Origin of the sequence: Caulobacter sp. Root655 (assembly GCF_001427665.1) — a bacterium.
Lineage (GTDB): Bacteria > Pseudomonadota > Alphaproteobacteria > Caulobacterales > Caulobacteraceae > Caulobacter.
Map to the genome: position 1 here is coordinate 227,609 of NZ_LMHC01000002.1, position 17,296 is coordinate 244,904.

General features: G+C 70.2%; 14 protein-coding genes. 10 read left to right on the forward strand and 4 right to left on the reverse strand.

The genetic code is table 11. The annotated features are described in order from the left end of the window. Nucleotides 1-8 precede the first annotated feature (8 nt). The 7 genes from bamA to lpxB are packed head-to-tail and all read left to right on the forward strand — an operon-like array spanning nt 9 to nt 7,396. Nucleotides 9-2,369 carry an outer membrane protein assembly factor BamA gene (bamA, locus tag ASD79_RS05735; RefSeq protein ID WP_056720068.1) on the forward strand — a complete coding sequence of 787 codons (2,361 nt, stop codon included), beginning with the start codon at nt 9-11 and terminating at the stop codon, nt 2,367-2,369. Next, entirely contained in the window at nt 2,369-3,016 is a 648-nt protein-coding gene (locus tag ASD79_RS05740) for an OmpH family outer membrane protein (protein ID WP_156400386.1), read from the forward strand. Before bamA ends, ASD79_RS05740 begins: the two co-directional genes overlap by 1 nt. Before the next feature lie 46 nt (nt 3,017-3,062). Continuing rightward, nucleotides 3,063-4,079, forward strand: coding sequence for a UDP-3-O-(3-hydroxymyristoyl)glucosamine N-acyltransferase (gene lpxD, locus ASD79_RS05745; protein ID WP_056720069.1), 1,017 nt, complete (start codon nt 3,063-3,065; stop codon nt 4,077-4,079). Nucleotide 4,080: 1 nt separating this feature from the next. Next, nucleotides 4,081-4,572 carry a 3-hydroxyacyl-ACP dehydratase FabZ gene (gene fabZ / locus ASD79_RS05750; RefSeq protein ID WP_056720070.1) on the forward strand — a complete coding sequence of 164 codons (492 nt, stop codon included), beginning with the start codon at nt 4,081-4,083 and terminating at the stop codon, nt 4,570-4,572. After that, nucleotides 4,569-5,363, forward strand: a complete 795-nt coding sequence (lpxA, locus tag ASD79_RS05755) for an acyl-ACP--UDP-N-acetylglucosamine O-acyltransferase (RefSeq protein ID WP_056720071.1) — start codon at nt 4,569-4,571, stop codon at nt 5,361-5,363. Before fabZ ends, lpxA begins: the two co-directional genes overlap by 4 nt. A gap of 6 nt (nt 5,364-5,369) precedes the next feature. Then, complete coding sequence (locus ASD79_RS05760; protein WP_056720072.1) at nt 5,370-6,212, forward strand: LpxI family protein; 843 nt, start codon at nt 5,370-5,372, stop codon at nt 6,210-6,212. A 26-nt stretch (nt 6,213-6,238) separates the two neighbouring features. Further along, a complete protein-coding gene (gene lpxB, locus ASD79_RS05765) occupies nt 6,239-7,396 on the forward strand; it encodes a lipid-A-disaccharide synthase (protein WP_056720110.1) in 1,158 nt (385 codons plus the stop codon). Here lpxB and ASD79_RS05770 read toward each other — a convergent pair. After that, nucleotides 7,352-9,148 carry an ATP-binding protein gene (locus ASD79_RS05770; RefSeq protein WP_056720073.1) on the reverse strand — a complete coding sequence of 599 codons (1,797 nt, stop codon included), beginning with the start codon at nt 9,146-9,148 and terminating at the stop codon, nt 7,352-7,354. The genes lpxB and ASD79_RS05770 overlap by 45 nt on opposite strands. Nucleotides 9,149-9,276: 128 nt before the next feature. Between ASD79_RS05770 and ASD79_RS05775 the strand changes: the two genes are divergently transcribed. After that, entirely contained in the window at nt 9,277-10,911 is a 1,635-nt protein-coding gene (locus ASD79_RS05775) for a flagellar hook-length control protein FliK (RefSeq protein WP_056720074.1), read from the forward strand. Beyond that, a complete protein-coding gene (locus ASD79_RS05780) occupies nt 10,908-11,180 on the forward strand; it encodes an EscU/YscU/HrcU family type III secretion system export apparatus switch protein (RefSeq protein WP_007673105.1) in 273 nt (90 codons plus the stop codon). Before ASD79_RS05775 ends, ASD79_RS05780 begins: the two co-directional genes overlap by 4 nt. Nucleotides 11,181-11,218: 38 nt before the next feature. Here the strand turns inward: ASD79_RS05780 and ASD79_RS25395 are convergent, their stop codons facing one another. From ASD79_RS25395 to gltX, 3 genes are all read right to left on the reverse strand, one after another. Continuing rightward, nucleotides 11,219-12,037, reverse strand: coding sequence for a hypothetical protein (locus tag ASD79_RS25395; RefSeq protein ID WP_056720075.1), 819 nt, complete (start codon nt 12,035-12,037; stop codon nt 11,219-11,221). Nucleotides 12,038-12,215: 178 nt separating this feature from the next. Next, complete coding sequence (gene gltA / locus ASD79_RS05790; protein WP_056720076.1) at nt 12,216-13,496, reverse strand: citrate synthase; 1,281 nt, start codon at nt 13,494-13,496, stop codon at nt 12,216-12,218. 67 nt (nt 13,497-13,563) lie between these two features. Beyond that, the gene (gene gltX / locus ASD79_RS05795) at nt 13,564-15,003 is read right to left on the reverse strand and encodes a glutamate--tRNA ligase (RefSeq protein ID WP_056720077.1); all 1,440 of its coding nucleotides are present in this window, start codon (nt 15,001-15,003) and stop codon (nt 13,564-13,566) included. 34 nt (nt 15,004-15,037) lie between these two features. On the opposite strand from gltX, the gene ASD79_RS05800 reads away from it, so the two are divergent. After that, nucleotides 15,038-17,239 (forward strand): ComEC/Rec2 family competence protein, encoded by a 2,202-nt coding sequence (locus ASD79_RS05800; protein ID WP_056720111.1) that lies wholly within the window; start codon nt 15,038-15,040, stop codon nt 17,237-17,239. Nucleotides 17,240-17,296: the final 57 nt, after the last annotated feature.

Sequence of the window (17,296 nt, forward strand, 5' to 3'; positions counted from 1 at the left end):
TTCCGTCCATGATTGGTCCCATGAACAAAATTCGCGCCCATAGCGCCGCGTTCGCCACCGGCGTTGCGCTCCTTCTCGGTTCCACGGCGCTGACCGCGCCGCAGGCCGCCTTCGCCCAGGCCCAGACGGGCGTGGTCCAGCGCATCGTGGTGCAGGGCAACGAACGGATCGAGCAAGGGACCGTGCTGTCCTACCTGCCGATCCAGCCCGGCGAGACGGTCGATCCGGCCCGTCTCGACCTGGCGCTGAAGACCCTGGCCCGCACCGACCTGTTCGCCGACGTCAAGATTGAATTGGTGGGCGGCGACCTGATCGTCAAGGTCGTCGAGAACCCGATCATCAACCAGGTGGTCTTCGAGGGGAACTCGGCGCTCAAGGAAGACAAGCTGAAGGACGAGGTGCAGATCCGTCCGCGCGGCATCTTCACGCGCTCGAAGGTCCAGGCCGACGTTCAGCGGATCATCGAACTCTACCGCCGCTCGGGCCGCATCTCGGCGACCGTGACCCCCAAGGTGGTCGAACTGCCGCAAAAGCGCGTCGACCTGGTGTTCGAGATCAACGAAGGCCCCAAGAGCGGCGTGCTCGGCGTCAACTTCCTGGGCAACAGCGAATATTCGGACAACGACCTGCGCGACGTGATCGTGACCAAGGAGTCGCACTGGTACAAGTTCCTGACCAGCAACGACAACTACGACCCCGACCGGATCGAGTACGACCGCGAACAGCTGCGCAAGCACTACCGCAACCGCGGCTTCTTCGACTTCCGCGTCGTGGCCTCGGTCGCCGAACTGGCCACCGACAAGAACGGCTTCGCGGTCACCTACACGATCGACGAGGGCCCCAAGTACAAGTTCGGCAAGGTCACCGTCGAAACCGAGCTGAAGAAGCTGGACGGCAACCTGCTGGCCCAGATCCTGCCGATCCGCACCGGCCAGCTCTATGAAGACGAACGCATCGAGCAGGCCACCGACGCCCTGACCTTCGCGGCCGGCGCGGCGGGCTTCGCCTTCGTGGACGTCCGCCCGCGCTACGTGCCCAACCGCGAGACCAACACCGTCGACGTGGTGTTCTCGGTCCGTGAAGGCCCGCGCGTCTATGTCGATCGCATCGACATCGTCGGCAACACCCGCACGCTCGACTACGTGCTGCGCCGGGAACTGGAAGTCGCCGAGGGCGACGCCTACAACCGCGTGCTGGTCGATCGCTCGAAGAACCGGATCCGCAGCCTTGGGTTCTTCAAGGACGTCAATATCGAGGAAATCCCCGGCGCCCAGCCCGACCGCACCGCCTTGCGGGTCAAGGTCGAGGAGCAGCCGACGGGCGAACTGTCGTTCAGCGCCGGCTACAGCTCGGTGGACAAGCTGGTGCTCGACGTCGGCATCACCGAGCGCAACTTCCGCGGCCGGGGCCAGAACCTGCGGGCCCGGGTCTCGGTCGGCTCGCTGCGCCAGCAGATCGACTTCGGCTTCACCGAGCCGCGTTTCCTGGGCCGCGACCTGCGCGCCGGTCTGGACCTCTATTCGTACCGTTACGACCTGAGCGACTACGCGGCCTACGACACCAAATCGACCGGCGGCACGCTGCGGCTCGGCTTCCCGCTGACACAGAACGCCTCGATGAGCCTGCGCTACCAGCTCCGCCAGGACGAGGTCAGCGTCGACAACAGCCTGTGCGTCAACGGCTCGGTTTCGGACATCCTCTGCCTGCAGCGCGGTTCGTACATGACCTCGCTGATCGGCTACGGCCTGCGCCTGGACAAGCGCAACGACCCGATCCAGCCGACGCGCGGCTGGTTCGCCGACCTGAACCAGGACCTGGCGGGCTTCGGCGGCGACGTGAAGTACCTGAAGACCGAGGCCGACGCGGGTTGGTACTGGGGCTTCAACAAGGACTTCATCTTCAGCGCCACCGGTTCGGCGGGCTATATCGAAGGTTGGGGCGGCGACGACATCCGCATCAACGACCGCTTCTACAAGGGCGGCACCTCGTTCCGGGGCTTCGAGATCGCCGGTATCGGCCCGCGCGACACCACCAACAGCCAGACCAACTCGCTGGGCGCCAAGCTCTACGCCATCGGCACGGTGGAGCTGACCATCCCGACCTTCCTGCCCGACCAGTACGGCATCAAGGCCGCGGTGTTCAGCGACTTCGGCACCGCCGGCCAGCTGGACGACGTCGATCGTCTGGGCGCCGACGGCCAGCCCAACCTGGCGATCAAGGATGGTCTTGGTCTCCGGGCCTCGGCGGGGTTGAGTATCGACTGGAAATCGCCCATGGGTCCGATCCGGTTCGATTTCAGCCGCATTCTCGCTAAAGAAAACTACGACAGAACCGAAACCTTCCGGTTCTCCACCTCCACAAGGTTTTAATGAGCATGACCTCCAAGTTCTTCGCCGCGACCGCTTCGGGTCTCACGGCGCTTGCCATGGCGTCGAGCGCCTTCGCTCAGGCCGCCGCTCCCGCCGCGCCCGCGGCCCCCGCCGTCACGCACGGCGCGCCGATCGCCGGCGTCTGCATCTTCTCGAGCCAGCGCGCCGTCGCGACCTCGCAGGTCGGCAAGGCGGTCGACGCCCGCCTGAAGACCATCATCTCGCAGGTCAACGCCGAGCTGACGACCGAGCGCACCGCGCTCGACACCGAAGCCAAGGCCCTGGACGCCAAGAAGGGAACCCTGGACCAGAGCACCCTGGAACAGCAGGCTTCGGCCCTGCAGGTGCGCGCCAACGCCTGGCAGCGTAAAGGCCAGCTGCGCCAGCGCGAAGTCGAGGCCACCGAGCAGAAGCAACTGGCTCGCGTCTATCAGGAACTGGACCCGGCCATCCGCCAGGCCTACCAGGCCAAGACCTGCTCGATTCTGATCGAACGGGAATCGGTTCTGCTGGGCAACCCGGCCATGGACATCACCGACTCCGTGGTGGCCGCGGTCGACGCCCGCATCAAGACCCTGACCTTCGATCGCGAACGTCTGGACCAAGCGGCTCCGGGGGCTCAAGCTCTCCAGCCGACCAAGAAGTAAGCGAGTCGGCCTGGGCGTGACGCCCGGGCCGCTCCCGAGAGGACCCATGCCGGACCCACGCTTTTTCGAAGACCTGGGCCCGGCGAGCCTCGCGGAACTGGCCAGCCTGAGCGGCGCTCGGCTGGCCGACCCCGCCGTCGGCGACCATCATGCCTCGCATGTCGCGCCGCTCGAAGGGGCCGGCGCCGGCGCCGTCACCTTCCTGTCCGACCCCAAGCGCCTGCCTGACCTGGCGGGCCTGCGGGGCGGCGCCTGCTTTCTCAAGCCCGAACACGCGGCGAACGCGCCCGCCGGCTGCGCGCTGCTGCTGACCAGCCACCCGCAAGCCGCGTGGGCGGCGGCCGCCCAGCGCCTGCACGCGCCCCGGCGGCATGAGGGCGCGCAGCACGTCCATCCCGACGCCGAACTGGAAGAGGGCGTCATCCTGTCTCCCGGCGTCGTGGTCGGGCAGAGGGCCAGGATCGGTCGCGGGACCTATCTGGGCCCAGGCGTGGTCATCGGGCCGGGCGTCGCCATTGGCCGCGACTGCCGGATCGGCGCCAATGCGGTGATCGGCTTCGCCTTGATCGGTGACCGGGTCGCGATCCATGCCGGCGCGGTGATCGGCGAGGCGGGATTCGGCGCGGCCGGCGGGCCGACCGGCGTCGTGGACCTGCCGCAGCTGGGCCGTGTCATCCTGCAGGACGGCGTGACGATCGGGGCCAACAGCTGCGTCGATCGCGGCGCCTTCGGCGATACGACGATCGGCGAGAACAGCAAGATCGACAATCTCGTCCATGTCGCCCACAACGTCCGGCTCGGTCGCAACTGCGTCGCCGCCGCCCATACGGGCATATCCGGCAGCACGGTGGTGGGCGATGGCGTCGCGTTCGGCGGCAAGGCCGGCGTGGCGGACCATCTGACGATCGGAGCGGGCGCCAGCATCGGCGCCGCCGCCTCGGTCTTCAAGGACGTTCCGGCCGGCGAAACATGGACTGGGTTTCCGGCGCGACCGCTCAAGCGGTGGCTCCGAGAGACCGCGTGGCTGTCGCGCAAGGCGGGCAGCCGGGAACCAAGGGGCTAGAATGAGCCAATCCAAAGTCGAAGAGCCCCACGCTAAGGAGGTTCTGGCTAACATCGACATCGCCGAGATCCTGAACAGGATCCCGCATCGCTATCCGTTCCTGCTGGTCGACCGGGCCGAGGCCTATCGGCCGCACCAGTCGATCGTCGGCATCAAGTGCGTGACGATCAACGAGCCGTTCTTCCAGGGCCATTTCCCGGGCAATCCGGTGATGCCCGGCGTGCTGATCATCGAGGCCCTGGCCCAGACCGGGGCGATACTGATGAGCAAGTCGCTCGAGGTCGCCACCGAGGGCAAGACCATCTTTTTCATGTCGGTCGACAACGCCCGCTTCCGCACGCCCGTGCGGCCCGGCGACGTGATCCGCATGGAGGTCGAGGTGACTCGCGCCCGCTCAAGCATCTTCAAGTTCAAGGGCGTGGCCAAGGTCGGCGACAAGGTGGCCGCCGAGGCCGAGTTCGCGGCCATGGTGGTGGAGACGCCGACCAAATGACCCAAATCCACCCGAGCGCCATCGTCTCCCCCGAAGCGGAGCTGGGCCAGGACGTCGAGATCGGCCCGTTCTGCACCGTGGGCCCCAAGGTCCAGCTGGGCGACGGCGTCCGCCTGGTTTCGCACGTCGTGGTCGACGGCGCGACGGCGATCGGGGCCGGCACCCAGGTCTATCCGTTCGCCTTCCTGGGCGGCGCGCCCCAGCACCTGGCCCACAAGGGCGAGGACACCCGCCTGGTGATCGGCGAGCGCAACACCATCCGCGAACACGTCACCATGCACACCGGCACGGTGGGCGGCGGCGGGGTGACGACGGTGGGCTCGGACAGCCTCTACATGGTCGGCGCCCACGTGGCCCACGACTGCGTGATCGGCGACCGGGTGACCTTCGCCAACAACGCCACCCTGGGCGGTCACGTGGTGATCGGCGACTTCGTGTTCATGGGCGGGCTTTCGGCCGTCCACCAGTTCACCCGCATCGGCCGCTATTCGTTCGTCGGCGGCGGCGGCGTGGTGACCAAGGACATCATCCCCTACGGCTCGGTGTGGGGCAACCACGCCCACCTCGAGGGCCTGAACCTGGTGGGCCTGAAGCGCCGCGGTTTCACACGCGAGGCGATCAACGCCCTGCGGGCCGCCTACCGCCTGCTGTTCGCCGACGAGGGCACCTTCCAGGAGCGCCTGGACGACGTGGTCGAGGCCCATGCCGGCACGCCGGAGGTGATGGAGATCGTCGACTTCATCCGCGCCGAGGCCAACCGGCCCCTGTGCCTTCCCGAGCGCGAGGTCTAGGGGACCATGCGCAAGCTTGGTCTGATCGCCGGCGGGGGGTCCCTGCCGCTGGAACTGGCGGCCCATTGCGAGGCTGCCAACCGTCCGTTCGCGGTGATGCGTCTGCGCGCCTTCGCCGACCCGGCCCTGGCCCGCTATCCGGGCGTCGAGGTCGGGCTGGGCGAGTTCGGCAAGGTGTTCAAGGCGCTGCGGGCCGAGGGCTGCGAAGCCGTGTGCTTCGCCGGGGTCGTCGATCGTCCAGATTTCACGGCCATCAAGCCCGACCTGCGCGGCCTGACCGTGATCCCGGGCCTGATCAACGCCGCGCGCAAGGGCGACGACGCCCTGCTGCGCCGGCTGCTGGCCGAGTTCGAGAAGGAAGGTTTCGCCGTCGAGGGCGCCCACGAGGTGCGCGGCGAGATGACCCTGCCACGTGGCGCCCTGGGGCGCCATTCGCCCACGGAGGGCCATGTCGCAGACATGGACCGCGCCCTGACAGTGGCCCGGGCGATCGGCGCGCTGGACGTCGGCCAGGGCGCCGTGGTCTGCGACGGCCTGGTCCTGGCCGTCGAGGCCCAGGAGGGCACCGACGGCATGCTGCGCCGGGTGGCCGAGTTGCCCCAGGCGATCCGCGGCAACGCCGAGCGTCCGCGCGGCGTGCTGGCCAAGGCGCCCAAGCCGATCCAGCATACCAAGGTCGACCTGCCGACCATCGGCGTGGCCACCCTGCAGCGCGCGGCCCGGGCCGGCCTGGCCGGCGTGGTCGGCGAGGCGGGGCGGCTGCTGATCGTCGACCGCGAGCAGGTCATCGCCTGCGCCGACGATCTGGGCCTGTTCGTGTACGGGGTCGAACCGCGGGTCGAGACGTGACCCCCGAAAGCCGGCCCCTGACGGTGATGCTGGTGGCCGCCGAGGCCTCCGGCGACGCTCTCGGGGCCGGCCTGGCCCGAGCCCTGCGCGCCCGACTGGGGCCCGACCAGGTCCGCTTCGTCGGGATCGGCGGCGCCAAGATGGCGCTGGAGGGCGTCGAGAGCCCCTTCGACATCGCCCAGCTGTCGATCCTGGGCATCGTGGAGAGCCTGAAGGCCTATCCCCGGGCCATGGCCCGCCTGAAGGACACCCTGGCCCTGGCGGCCCGGGAAAAGCCCGATGTGGCCGTGCTGATCGACTCCTGGGGCTTCAACATCCGCCTGGCCAAGGCGCTGCGAAAGCAGGACCCCGGCCTGCCGCTGGTCAAGTACGTCGCGCCCCAGGTCTGGGCCTATCGGGCCGGCCGCGCCAAGGACCTGGCCGGGGCGGTGGACCTGCTGCTGTCGATCCAGCCGATGGATCGGCCGTACTTCGACGCCGCGGGCCTTCCCAGCGTGTTCGTCGGCAACTCGGCCCTGGCCCATGATTTCAGCCGCGCCGACCCGGCCCGGCTGCGGGCCGCGATCGGCGCTGGCGAGAGCGACCCGATCCTGCTGGTCCTGCCCGGCAGCCGCCCCTCGGAGATCGAGCGGGTCATGCCGCCGTTCGAGGACGCCGTGCGCCGCTTGAAGGCCGAACGTCCGAACCTGCATGTCGTGGCGCCCGCCGCCTCGACCGTGGCCGACCTGGTCAAGGCCCGGGTCGCGGCCTGGCCGTTCCGCGCTCATGTCATCGAGGACGACGCCGCGAAGGACGACGCCATGACGGCCGGCACGGTCGCCCTGGCCTGTAGCGGCACGGTGACCACCGAACTGGCCCTGGCCGGCTGCCCCATGGTCGTCGGCTATCGCACCGGCGCGGTGACCTACTGGCTGCTGAAGCGACTGTTCAAACCGCACTGGGTGACGCTGTTCAACATCGCTGCCGACGACACCGTCGCGCCGGAGCTGTTGCAGGACGCCTGCACGGGAGAGGCGCTGGCCGCCGAGGTCGCGCGACGTCTGGACGATCCGCGGCTTCGCGCCCGGCAGGCCGCCGCCCAGACCGCCGCCCTGATCCGCATGGGCCGGGGCATGCCCGACCCATCCGAGGCGGCCGCGTCAGCCCTGCTGGACTTCCTCCGGGGGCGTGGACGCGCGGTCTAGACCGGCCGTCATCTGCCGGTCGGCGACACGCGTCAGGGCCCGGTCCACGGCCAAGAACAGCGTCGCCACGTCGATCGGCTTGGCGACATGGTCGTCGAAACCCTCGGCGAGCAGGTTTTGCACCTGATGGCTCATGGCGTTGGCCGTCAGGGCGATGATCGGCGTCCGGGCTCGCCCCTCGGCGGCCTCGCGGCGACGGATCTCCTGGGTGGCGGCGATGCCGTCCATCAGCGGCATGTGAACGTCCATCAGCACCAGGTCCCAGTCGCCGTCGCGCCAGGCGCCCACCGCCTGGGCGCCGTTGGCGACCATCACCGGCTCGATCCCGGCCTGGCCGAGAATGGCCCGCAGCACCAGCTGGTTGACGTGGTTGTCCTCGGCGGCCAGCACCCGCGGCGGCGAGGATCGGGGCGTGGCGGGAGCGTCGAGCGGGGTCCTGGCCGGGGCGACGAGGGCGGCGCTCAGTCGGTCGGCCGGCAGGAAGACGGTGAAGGTCGAGCCGTGGTCGACCGCGCTGGCGACGTCGATCGCGCCGCCCATCAGGCCGCACAGCTCCCGGCAGATCGCCAGGCCCAGGCCAGTGCCGCCGTGTCGTCGGGTGCTGGAAGCGTCCAGCTGGCTGAACTTGCCGAACAGCCGGTCCAGATTGTCCGGCGCGACGCCGACCCCGGTGTCCGACACCGCGATCTCCAGCACGCCGTCGTTCAGCCGGGCCGAGAGATCGACGCCGCCCTGGGGCGTGAACTTCACCGCGTTGGACAGCAGGTTGCCGATCACCTGCCGCAGCCGCAGCGGATCGCCGTGATGGAGGCCGCGCGCCTCGGGGGCGATGGTCAGGGTGTAGCGAAGACCCTTTTCGACCGCGGGCGCCGAGAAGGCGTGGTGGCAGCCGACCAGCAGTTCGGGCAGGTCGAAGGCGACGGTCTCGATCTCCAGCCGACCGGCCTCGATCTTCGACAGGTCGAGCACATCGTTGAGGACCGCGGTCAGGCCTTCGCCGGACTTGCGGACGATCTTCAGGCGTTCGCGCTGGACCTCGCTTAGCGGGTCGGCCTCCATCACCTGCAACATGCCCAGCACGCCGTTCAGGGGCGTGCGGATCTCGTGGCTCATGGTGGCCAGGAAGGTGGTCTTGGCGGTGTTGGCGGCGGCGGCCTCGGCCTCCTTGTCGCGAGCGACGGCCAGGGCGTTCATCAGTCGCTGCTGCGAGGCGGCGCGGTGCAGGGCGGCGACCAGCACATAGGCCAGGAAGGAGGCGGCGGCGACGAAGGCCACCAGGGACTGGCCCAGTGTCTCCCCGCCCTGGGGACGCAGCAGGGCGGCGGCGGCGGCCAGCAGCACGGCGAGCAAGGAAGCGGCCCCGATCCGGCGCGAGATCGGAAACTCGGCGGTGCTGCTCAGCGCCACGGCCCCCAGCATGGCCGCGCCGGCCACGGCGGCCGCCCGGGCGCCGTCAACGACCATGGCGAACGGCAGCAGGCAATAGGCGCCGGTATAGACGAAGGTCACGCCGGCGATCAGCCACTCTTGGGCCCGGCTGGGCGCGGGCGTGCGATCGACCCAGCGGCCGAGCGCCAGGTTGAGACCGATGAACACGCAGACCGCGACCAGCCAGCCGATGATCAGGCGAGTGTCCAGCCACACCGCCGAGCCGGCCGCGGCGACCAGCGACATCGGCAGGATCGTCAGGAGATCACGGCGCCGATGGGCCGTGATGCCGGTCCAGGCCTGGGATGGGTCGCGGATCGTCAAGCTGAACTCCGGAAGACCCCGGCAATGTCGGCCTCGGGCGTTAAGCAAGCCTTTAAGATCCGCTTCATGGCTCTCCATTAGGTTGGAATCACTGGCGAACTTCTCGTCGCCAGGTCTGGAGCCCTTGCGTGCCGATCTTTTCGATCGCCCCTCTGACGCCCCTGACGCCGAACACTCCGGTGAACCGGGGCGAGTCGAGCGCCGATGCGCTCGCGCGGGCCGCGATCGTCCAGACCGTCGAGACCCTGGGCGCGATGATCGGCCAGTCCCATTCCGAGGTCGCCAATCCCGCCGTCAAGGACGGGGTGGGGGAGGGCGAGCTGGACCGCGCCAAGGCCGCCGAGGCCGCTCGCGCCGCCGCCCATCCCGCCACCTTGCCCGACACCCCGGCCCGCGCGGTCGCCGCCGCCGCCAGCCGCGCCGCCGGCCGTCAGGCCGGCCTGGCGCCGCTGATGGCCGACATGGCCCAGGCCGCCGCCGAGCCCGGCGTGCCCCGATCCGTCAAGGCGGCGATCGACCAGGTCCTGGCCCTGCGCGCTCGGATGGACGGCCAGATCAGCGGTCCGGAAGTTCGCCAGGCCCTGCAGCGTTCGGGCCTGTTCCTCGAGGCCCGACTGGCCGCCGCCACGCCGGCCGACGGCGTCTCCCGCCAGCCGACCGGCACCCTGACCGCCCCGCCGAAGGTCGTCCCCACGCCGACGCCCAACAGCGACATGAAGGCCGCCCTGCTGGTGTTCCGCGAGGTGGTGAAGACCTGGATGGACACCGCGCCGCCTACCTCGGCCCAGGCCGGCGGCCTCGCGACGCCCCCAGCGACGTCTTCGACGCCGAATCCGGCCGCGTCGGCGGCGGCGTTTTCGGCCCTGCTCGCCGATCGCGGCACGCCCCAGGCGCTGACCGCCGCTCCCGCCGTTCCGATGCTCGATCCAGGCGAGGAGGCGCTGCCTGCCAAGCCCGTGCCGGCTGAAGAGGCGCCTCAAGGCCTCCAAAAGCCGGCGGCCGCCTGGTCGGCCGCCTGGAACGCGTCACGCGCCGGGCGTCCGCCGTCATCGCCACCCCAGCCGGCGCCGCTGCCGGCCTTCGGGGCGATCGTCGCCGACGACTTCCCGCCCTTGCCGCTGGCCGCCCGCGCGCCCACGGCCGCCGCCCTGGCCTATGGCGGGCCCGAGGTCGCGGCCGGCGCGCCGTCGAACACCCCGCCGCCTTATGCCGGCGCTCCGACCCACGCCCAGGCCGCCGCCCAGCCGGGCCTGCCGCCCGGTTCGGACCCCCGCGCCATCGGCCATCGCCTGTTGGCCGAGACCGGCGCGGCCCTGGCCCGTACCGAACTGTTGCAGATCGCTTCGCTGCCCGAGGCGCCGGCCGCTGGCCGGCCCGTCGAGGAACAGGGCGCGCGCTGGGTGTTCGACATGCCGTTCCTGACGCCCCAGGGGCCCGCCGTGGCCCAGTTCGAGATCAGCCGCGACGGCGGCGGCGCGGGGGGGGAGGGTGGCCGCCAGATGGGCCGCACCTGGCGCGCCCGCTTCTCGCTGGACGTCGAGCCCATGGGCCCGGTCCACGCCCAGGTGGCCCTGACCGGCGACCGGGCCCGCGTCTCGCTGTGGGCCGAGCGTCCCGCCAGCATGGCCCGCCTGCGCGGCGGCCAGGATCGCCTGGACGCCGCCCTGCGCGAGGCCGCCCTGGAGCCCGAGGTCGCCTTCCACGCCGGCCAGCCGCGTAGCGCCGCCGCCGCGCCCGGCCAGTTCCTGGATCAAGCCACATGACGGGGGCCATTTCCCGCGCGACGCCACGCATCGCCGTGGCCCTGCAATACGAGGAGCCGAACGCCCCGCGCGTGGTGGCCACCGGTCGCGGCTGGGTCGGCGACAAGATCGTCGAGACGGCCCGCGAACACGGCGTGCCGATCGAGGAGAACCCGGCCCTGGCCCAGGCCCTGTCGACCATCGAGCTCGACGAGGAGATTCCCGAGGCCCTCTACCGGGCCGTGGCCGAGATCCTGGGCTTCATCCTGCGCACGGCGGAGACGCGGTAGGGTTCCAACCCACACATCCGCTCATCCCGGCGAATGCCCTAGCCGCGCCGGGTCGACTGCGCGAGCGCCAGGTCCGACCAGCGCCACCGACCCGTTCCCAAGGCCAGCCGAACAGACCTGGGACCATCGTTCAGGGAAATCAGGACGAGGCCGTGCACGGGGTCGGCGCGGCACGGCTCGGGCGCGAAGGCGACCTCCATGGCGATGGCCTGCCGGATGCCGGCCAGGCCCTTGCCCTCCTCGCCGGAGTTTCGCATCCAGTCGCCATCCCAGACCATGATCGCCTTGCCGGCCGCCACGGCGTCGGGGTGGGCGCGAGCGATGGCGGACTGGATCCTCGGATTCTTCCGAAGCCCGTCCTGGATCAATCGCACCATGTTGCAGCCGCCGCCTTCGCCGCCGGCGCCGCCGCCTCCCGCTCCGGAGCCTGCGGTTCTCGCGCCGGCCAGTTCCGCCTCACCCAATCCGAAAACCGGCGCGGGTGTGGGAATTTCGCTGGCGGGCAGGGGCTCGACGTCGGGCGGCGGTGGCCTGCGGGTCGGCTTGAGACGGGAACGGGGCGGAGACTTGGCCGGCGAAGGCGGCGCGGCGGCGGGGGCCTTGGCCTTGGGCGCTTGAACCTTGGGCGGCGGCGGCGGCGGAGGAGGAGGAGGCGGTGGCGGCGCGACGAGCGCCACCACGATGGGCTCGACGTCCGGGACCATGGGCGGCTCCACCCGCGCGGACAGCAGGGCGAGCAGGAGCGCGGCATGGGCTCCGACGCTCACCGCCCCGGCCAGCCAGCTCCCGCGCTTGCCCAGAGCGCGGCGAACCGGCGCCTGACGATCCCGTTGGGGGTCCTGTGCTCGCCTGTTCATCGCACTCCAGAAACTGTTTTACGCTTGGTCACGACCTCTTCAGATCATTCGCCCGCGTCAGCATCGTGGCGCCAAGGTTGGAAAAAGCGAAGCGCCGCGAGCCGCTTCATAGGGTCGCGCCCAGCAAAAAGGCCCCGCTTTCGCGAGGCCTTTTCCCGTTCGGCGGTCGGAGAAGCGCTTAGCCGCGCTTGTCGACCGGCACGTAGTCGCGTTGCGTCGCGCCGGTATAGAGCTGGCGCGGGCGGCCGATCTTGCGCGAGGGATCCTCGAACATTTCCTTCCACTGGCTGATCCAGCCGACGGTGCGGGCCAGGGCGAACAGCACGGTGAACATCTCCTTCGGGAAGCCCATCGCGCGCAGGGTGATGCCCGAGTAGAAGTCGATGTTCGGATAGAGCTTGCGGTCGATGAAGTAGGGATCGCTGAGCGCGACCTTCTCCAACTCCATGGCCACGTGCAGCAGCGGGTCGTTGATGCCCAGTTGCTCCAGCACTTCGTAGCAAGTCTTCTGCATGACCGTGGCCCGGGGGTCGAAGTTCTTGTACACCCGATGGCCGAAGCCCATCAGCTTGTACTTCTTGTCCTTCACGCCTTGGACGAATGCGGGAATGTTCTCGACCGTGCCGATCTCTTCCAGCATCTCCAGGGCTTCCTGGTTGGCGCCGCCGTGCGACGGGCCCCAGAGACAGGCGATGCCGGCGGCGATGCAGGCGAACGGGTGCGCGCCCGACGAGCCGGCCAGGCGGACGGTCGAGGTCGAGGCGTTCTGCTCGTGGTCGGCGTGCAGGATGAAGATGCGGTCCATGGCGCGGGTCAGGACGGGGTTGGGAACCCAGTCCTCGGCCGGCACCGAGAAGCACATGCGCAGGAAGTTTTCCGAGTAGCTGAGCTCGTTGCGCGGCGTCACGAACGGACGGCCCTGCGAGTACTGGAAGGCGCGCGCGGCGATGGTCGGCATCTTGGCGATCAGGCGGTGGGCGCTGATCTCGCGTTGCTTGGGATCATCGACGTTCAGGCTGTCGGCGTAGAAGGCCGACAGGGCGCCGACCGCGCCGGTCATCACGGCCATCGGGTGGGCGTCGCGGCGGAAGCCCTGGAAGAAGGTGTCGAACTGGGCGTGCAGCATCGTGTGGTAGGTGATGTTGCGTTCGAACTTGGTGAATTCGTCGGCCGACGGCAGCTCGCCGTTCAGCAGCAGATGGCAGACCTCGAGGAACGAGGACTCCTCAGCCAGTTGACCGATCGGATAGCCGCGGTGCAGCAAAATGCCGGCGTCGCCGTCGATAAAGGTGATCTTGCTCTCGCACGACGCGGTCGAGGTGAAGCCGGGATCGAAGGTGAAGTGGTCGGAATCGCCGTAGAACTTCCGCACGTCGACGACGTCCGGGCCCGTGCTGCCCTTGAGGATCGGCAGGTCGTAGCTCTTGTCGCCGATCGTCAGCGTGGCTTTGTCGGTCATGCGAGAGACCCCTTCAATAATGGAACGATCAGTCCAGTTTTTGATTTCGCGGTTGCGTTATAGCGCCTCATGCGCGCGGCGACAGGGCGTCGTCAAGTCGCCCCAGAGACTCGTCGCGGCCAAGCGCGGCCATGATCTTGTTCAGGTCGGGCGCCTGGGCCCCGCCGGTGAGGATCCCACGCAGCGACGGACCGAACTTGCCAAAGCCCACGCTCTCGGATTCGGCGAAGGATTTCAACAGCGTCTCCAGTTCCGACACGCCCCAGGCCGGCGCCGCGGCCAATTGGGCGCGCAGCCGCGTCAGCCGTTCCACCGTCTCCTCATTGAGCTGCTTGAGGGTTTTTTCTTCGAGCGCCAGCGGACGCACCTTGAGGGCGAACGCGCAGTGTTCGGCCAACTCCAGGATGGTTTTGGCGCCCTCCTTGACCTGCGGAACGGTGGCCAGAAGGCGCGCGGCGGCGTCTTGCGGCAGGGGCGCGCCCTGGGCGTTCAGCGCTTTCAGCGTCAGATCGGCCAGGCGGCCGTCTTCGGCCACGCGCAGGTGCTGGCTGTTGATGAAGTTCAGCTTGGCCCAGTCCAGGCGGGCGGGGGCCTTGACCACGTCCTTGACGTCGAACCAGGCGATGGCCTGTTCGTCGCTGAACACCTCGTCGTCGCCATGGCCCCAACCCAGGCGGGCCAGGTAGTTGCGCAGGCCTTCGGGCAGGTAGCCCATGTCGGCGAACTCGCCGACCGCTTGCGCGCCATGACGCTTGCTCAGCTTGGCGCCGTCGGGGCCGTGGATCAGCGGGATGTGGCCGAAGGCCGGCAGGGTCCAGCCCATCGCCTGATAGATCAGGGTCTGGCGGGCGGCGTTGTTGAGGTGGTCGTCGCCGCGGATCACGTGAGTGACGCCCATGTCGTGGTCGTCCACCACCACGGCCAGGTTGTAGGTCGGGGCGCCGCCCTCTTGACCTTGGGGAGCCCGCAGCAGGACCAGGTCGTCCAGATCGGTGTTGTTGAAGGTCACCGGACCCTTGACCAGGTCGTCGACCAGGGTCGTGCCGTCCAGCGGGCCCTTGAAGCGGATGACGTGGGGCAGGGTCGGGTCGTTGGGCGGCGGGGCGTCGCGCCACGGCGAGCGCAGGGCCGGCCCGCCGGCCCGGGCGGCCTCGCGGGCCAGGGCCAGTTCCTCGACGGTCATCCAGCAGCGATAGGCATGGCCGGTGTCGAGCAGTTGCTGGACGGCCTCGCGATGGCGGTCGGCCTGCTTGTGCTGGAAGACGACCGCGTCGTCGGATTTCATGCCCAGCCAGTCGAGGCCTTCGAAGATGGCGGCGACGGCCGGCTGCGTCGAACGCTCGCGATCGGTGTCCTCGACGCGAACAAGGAACTTTCCACCCGTATGGCGTGCATATAACCAGTTGAACAGCGCCGTGCGCGCGCCGCCGATGTGCAGGAAGCCGGTCGGCGACGGGGCGAAGCGGGTGACGACACCAGAGGTGGTCGTGGCGGGGGAATTGGTCATCGGGATCGAGGCTGACGCATTGGAGGCCACGGATGTGGCGAGGACCGCGACATCGGGCAAGTCCTTGGGGGGCAAGACCGGCGGCGGCTGGGCGGCGCGTCTTAGCACGCGTCTTCGCGCCCGTCCTAGTCCGGCGAAGGTCGCCGCCGCGCTGATCGCCGAGATCGACCGCAATCGCGAGCGCTGGATGCTGTGGTCGCCGGTGGCGTTCGGGTTGGGCGCGGCCGGCTATCTGGAGCTCAGGGCCGAGCCGTCCTGGGCGCTGCTGGTCGGGTTGACGGCCGGCCTTGCGATGCTGGCCGCCCTGGTGGGACGGCGCTCGGCCCATGGGATGTCGGTGCTGCTGGTGTTGGTGACCTTCCTGGCGGCGGGGGCCTTGGCCGGCAAGGTTCGCACGACCCTGGTCGCCGCGCCGATCCTGGACCGCGACCGCTCGGTGATGAGCGTCGAGGGCTTCGTGGTCGACGTGGTCAGTCCAGGCGCGGGCGGACCCCGGCTGCTGATCGCGCCGGTCAGCATCAGCGGCCTGGCCCCTCAGGACACGCCCAAGCGGGTGCGGGTGACGGTCGAGGCCGACGGCATCCCGTCGCCCGGCCAGGCGGTGCGGCTGCGGGCCATGCTGGGGCCGCCGCCGCCGCCCGCCGCGCCGGGCGCCTACGATTTCGCCCGCGACGCCTGGTTCCGGGGCGTGGGCGGGGTCGGCTTCGCGATCGGCCAGTCAAGGCCCATCGATCTGGACGCAGCCCCGGCTCGCCTGCGCCTGGCCATGGCGGTCAATGCCTTCCGCTGGCGGCTGGCCAGCCGGATCGTCGCGCGGATGGGCCCCGAGCGGGGCGGGATCGCCGCGGCCATGGTCACCGGCCACGAGGCCTGGATCACCAAGGAACAGACCGAGGCCATGCGGGCCTCGGGCCTGGCCCATATCCTGTCGATTTCGGGCCTGCACATGGCCATCGTCGGCGGCTTCTGTTTCGGCCTGGCGCGGCTGGCCATCGCCGCCTGGCCGTGGGCGGCGCTGCGGATTCCGGGCAAGAAGATCGCCGCCCTGGTCGGGCTGGCGGCGGTCGGGACCTATCTGGTGATCTCCGGTGCGCCGCCGCCGGCCCTGCGCGCGGCGATCACCGCCACGGTGGCCTTCGCCGCCATCCTGTTTGACCGCCAGGCTATCAGCCTGCACGGCTTGGCGATCGCCGCCCTGGTCATCCTGCTGGTCCAGCCCGAATCCGCCGGCGCGCCCGGCTTTCAGATGTCGTTCGCGGCGACGGCGGCCCTGGTCGCCCTGGCCGAGGCCTGGCCCCGTCCGGTGCGGGAGATCTCGGTCCCCTGGCCGATCCGGGTCTTTCAAGGCGGCCTGAGCTGGCTGGCGGTCAGCGTCGGGGCCAGTCTGGTCGCCGGCCTGGCGACCGGACCGTTCGCCATGCAGCACTTCAACCGGGTGGCGGTGTGGGGCCTGCCGGCCAACCTGGCGGTCGCGCCGCTGTCGTCATTCGTGATCATGCCGTTCCTGGCCTTGGGCGCGGCCCTGGAGGGTCTGGGGCTGGGCGGGCCGTTCCTGACCGTGGCCGGCTGGGGCATCGCGGGCATGATGTGGATCGCCGACGGCTTCGCCAGCGCCGGCGGGGCCCAGCGGGTGGTGGCCAGCGGCCCGCCCTTCACCCTGGCCCTGGCCTTCGTCGGCCTGATGCTGCTGTGCCTGTGGCGCGGTCGCCTGCGCTGGATCGGCGCGCCCCTGGCCCTGGCGGTGGCGCTGTGGCCCCGACCACCGGCTCCGGACGTCTGGATCGCCCCGGACGGGACCACGGCGGCGGTGCGCCGGGGCGACCAGGCCCTGTTGCTGCGTCCCGACGCCCGGCGGTTCGGGGCCGAGCTGTGGAGCCGCCGGCGCGGCTTGGCGATCGCCCCGACGGCGGTCGCCGACCCGAACCCCGACACGGGCTATATCTGCGACCGGCGGTCCTGCCGGCCGACCGCCGCCGCCCCGGTGGCCCTGGCCCTGTCCTGGAGCCGCGCGGCGCCGGACGGCGAAACCCTGGCGGCGATGTGCGCCGGGGCGGAGATCGTCGTGCTGCGCGGCGCCGCGGCGGTCAAACCCGCCGCCTGCCGTGACCGCATCGTGCTCGACGCGACCGATTTCGCGGCGGGCGGCGCCGCCGAACTCTATCGCCGCGACGGCGAATGGTGGATCGTCCGGGCCCAGCCTCTGCGGGGCGTCAGGCCCTGGACGGGCGCGGGTTAGGCATGGTGATTGACAGTGGGATCGCCAGTTTGGTTCCGTTTCCCCGGCGAAGGCCGG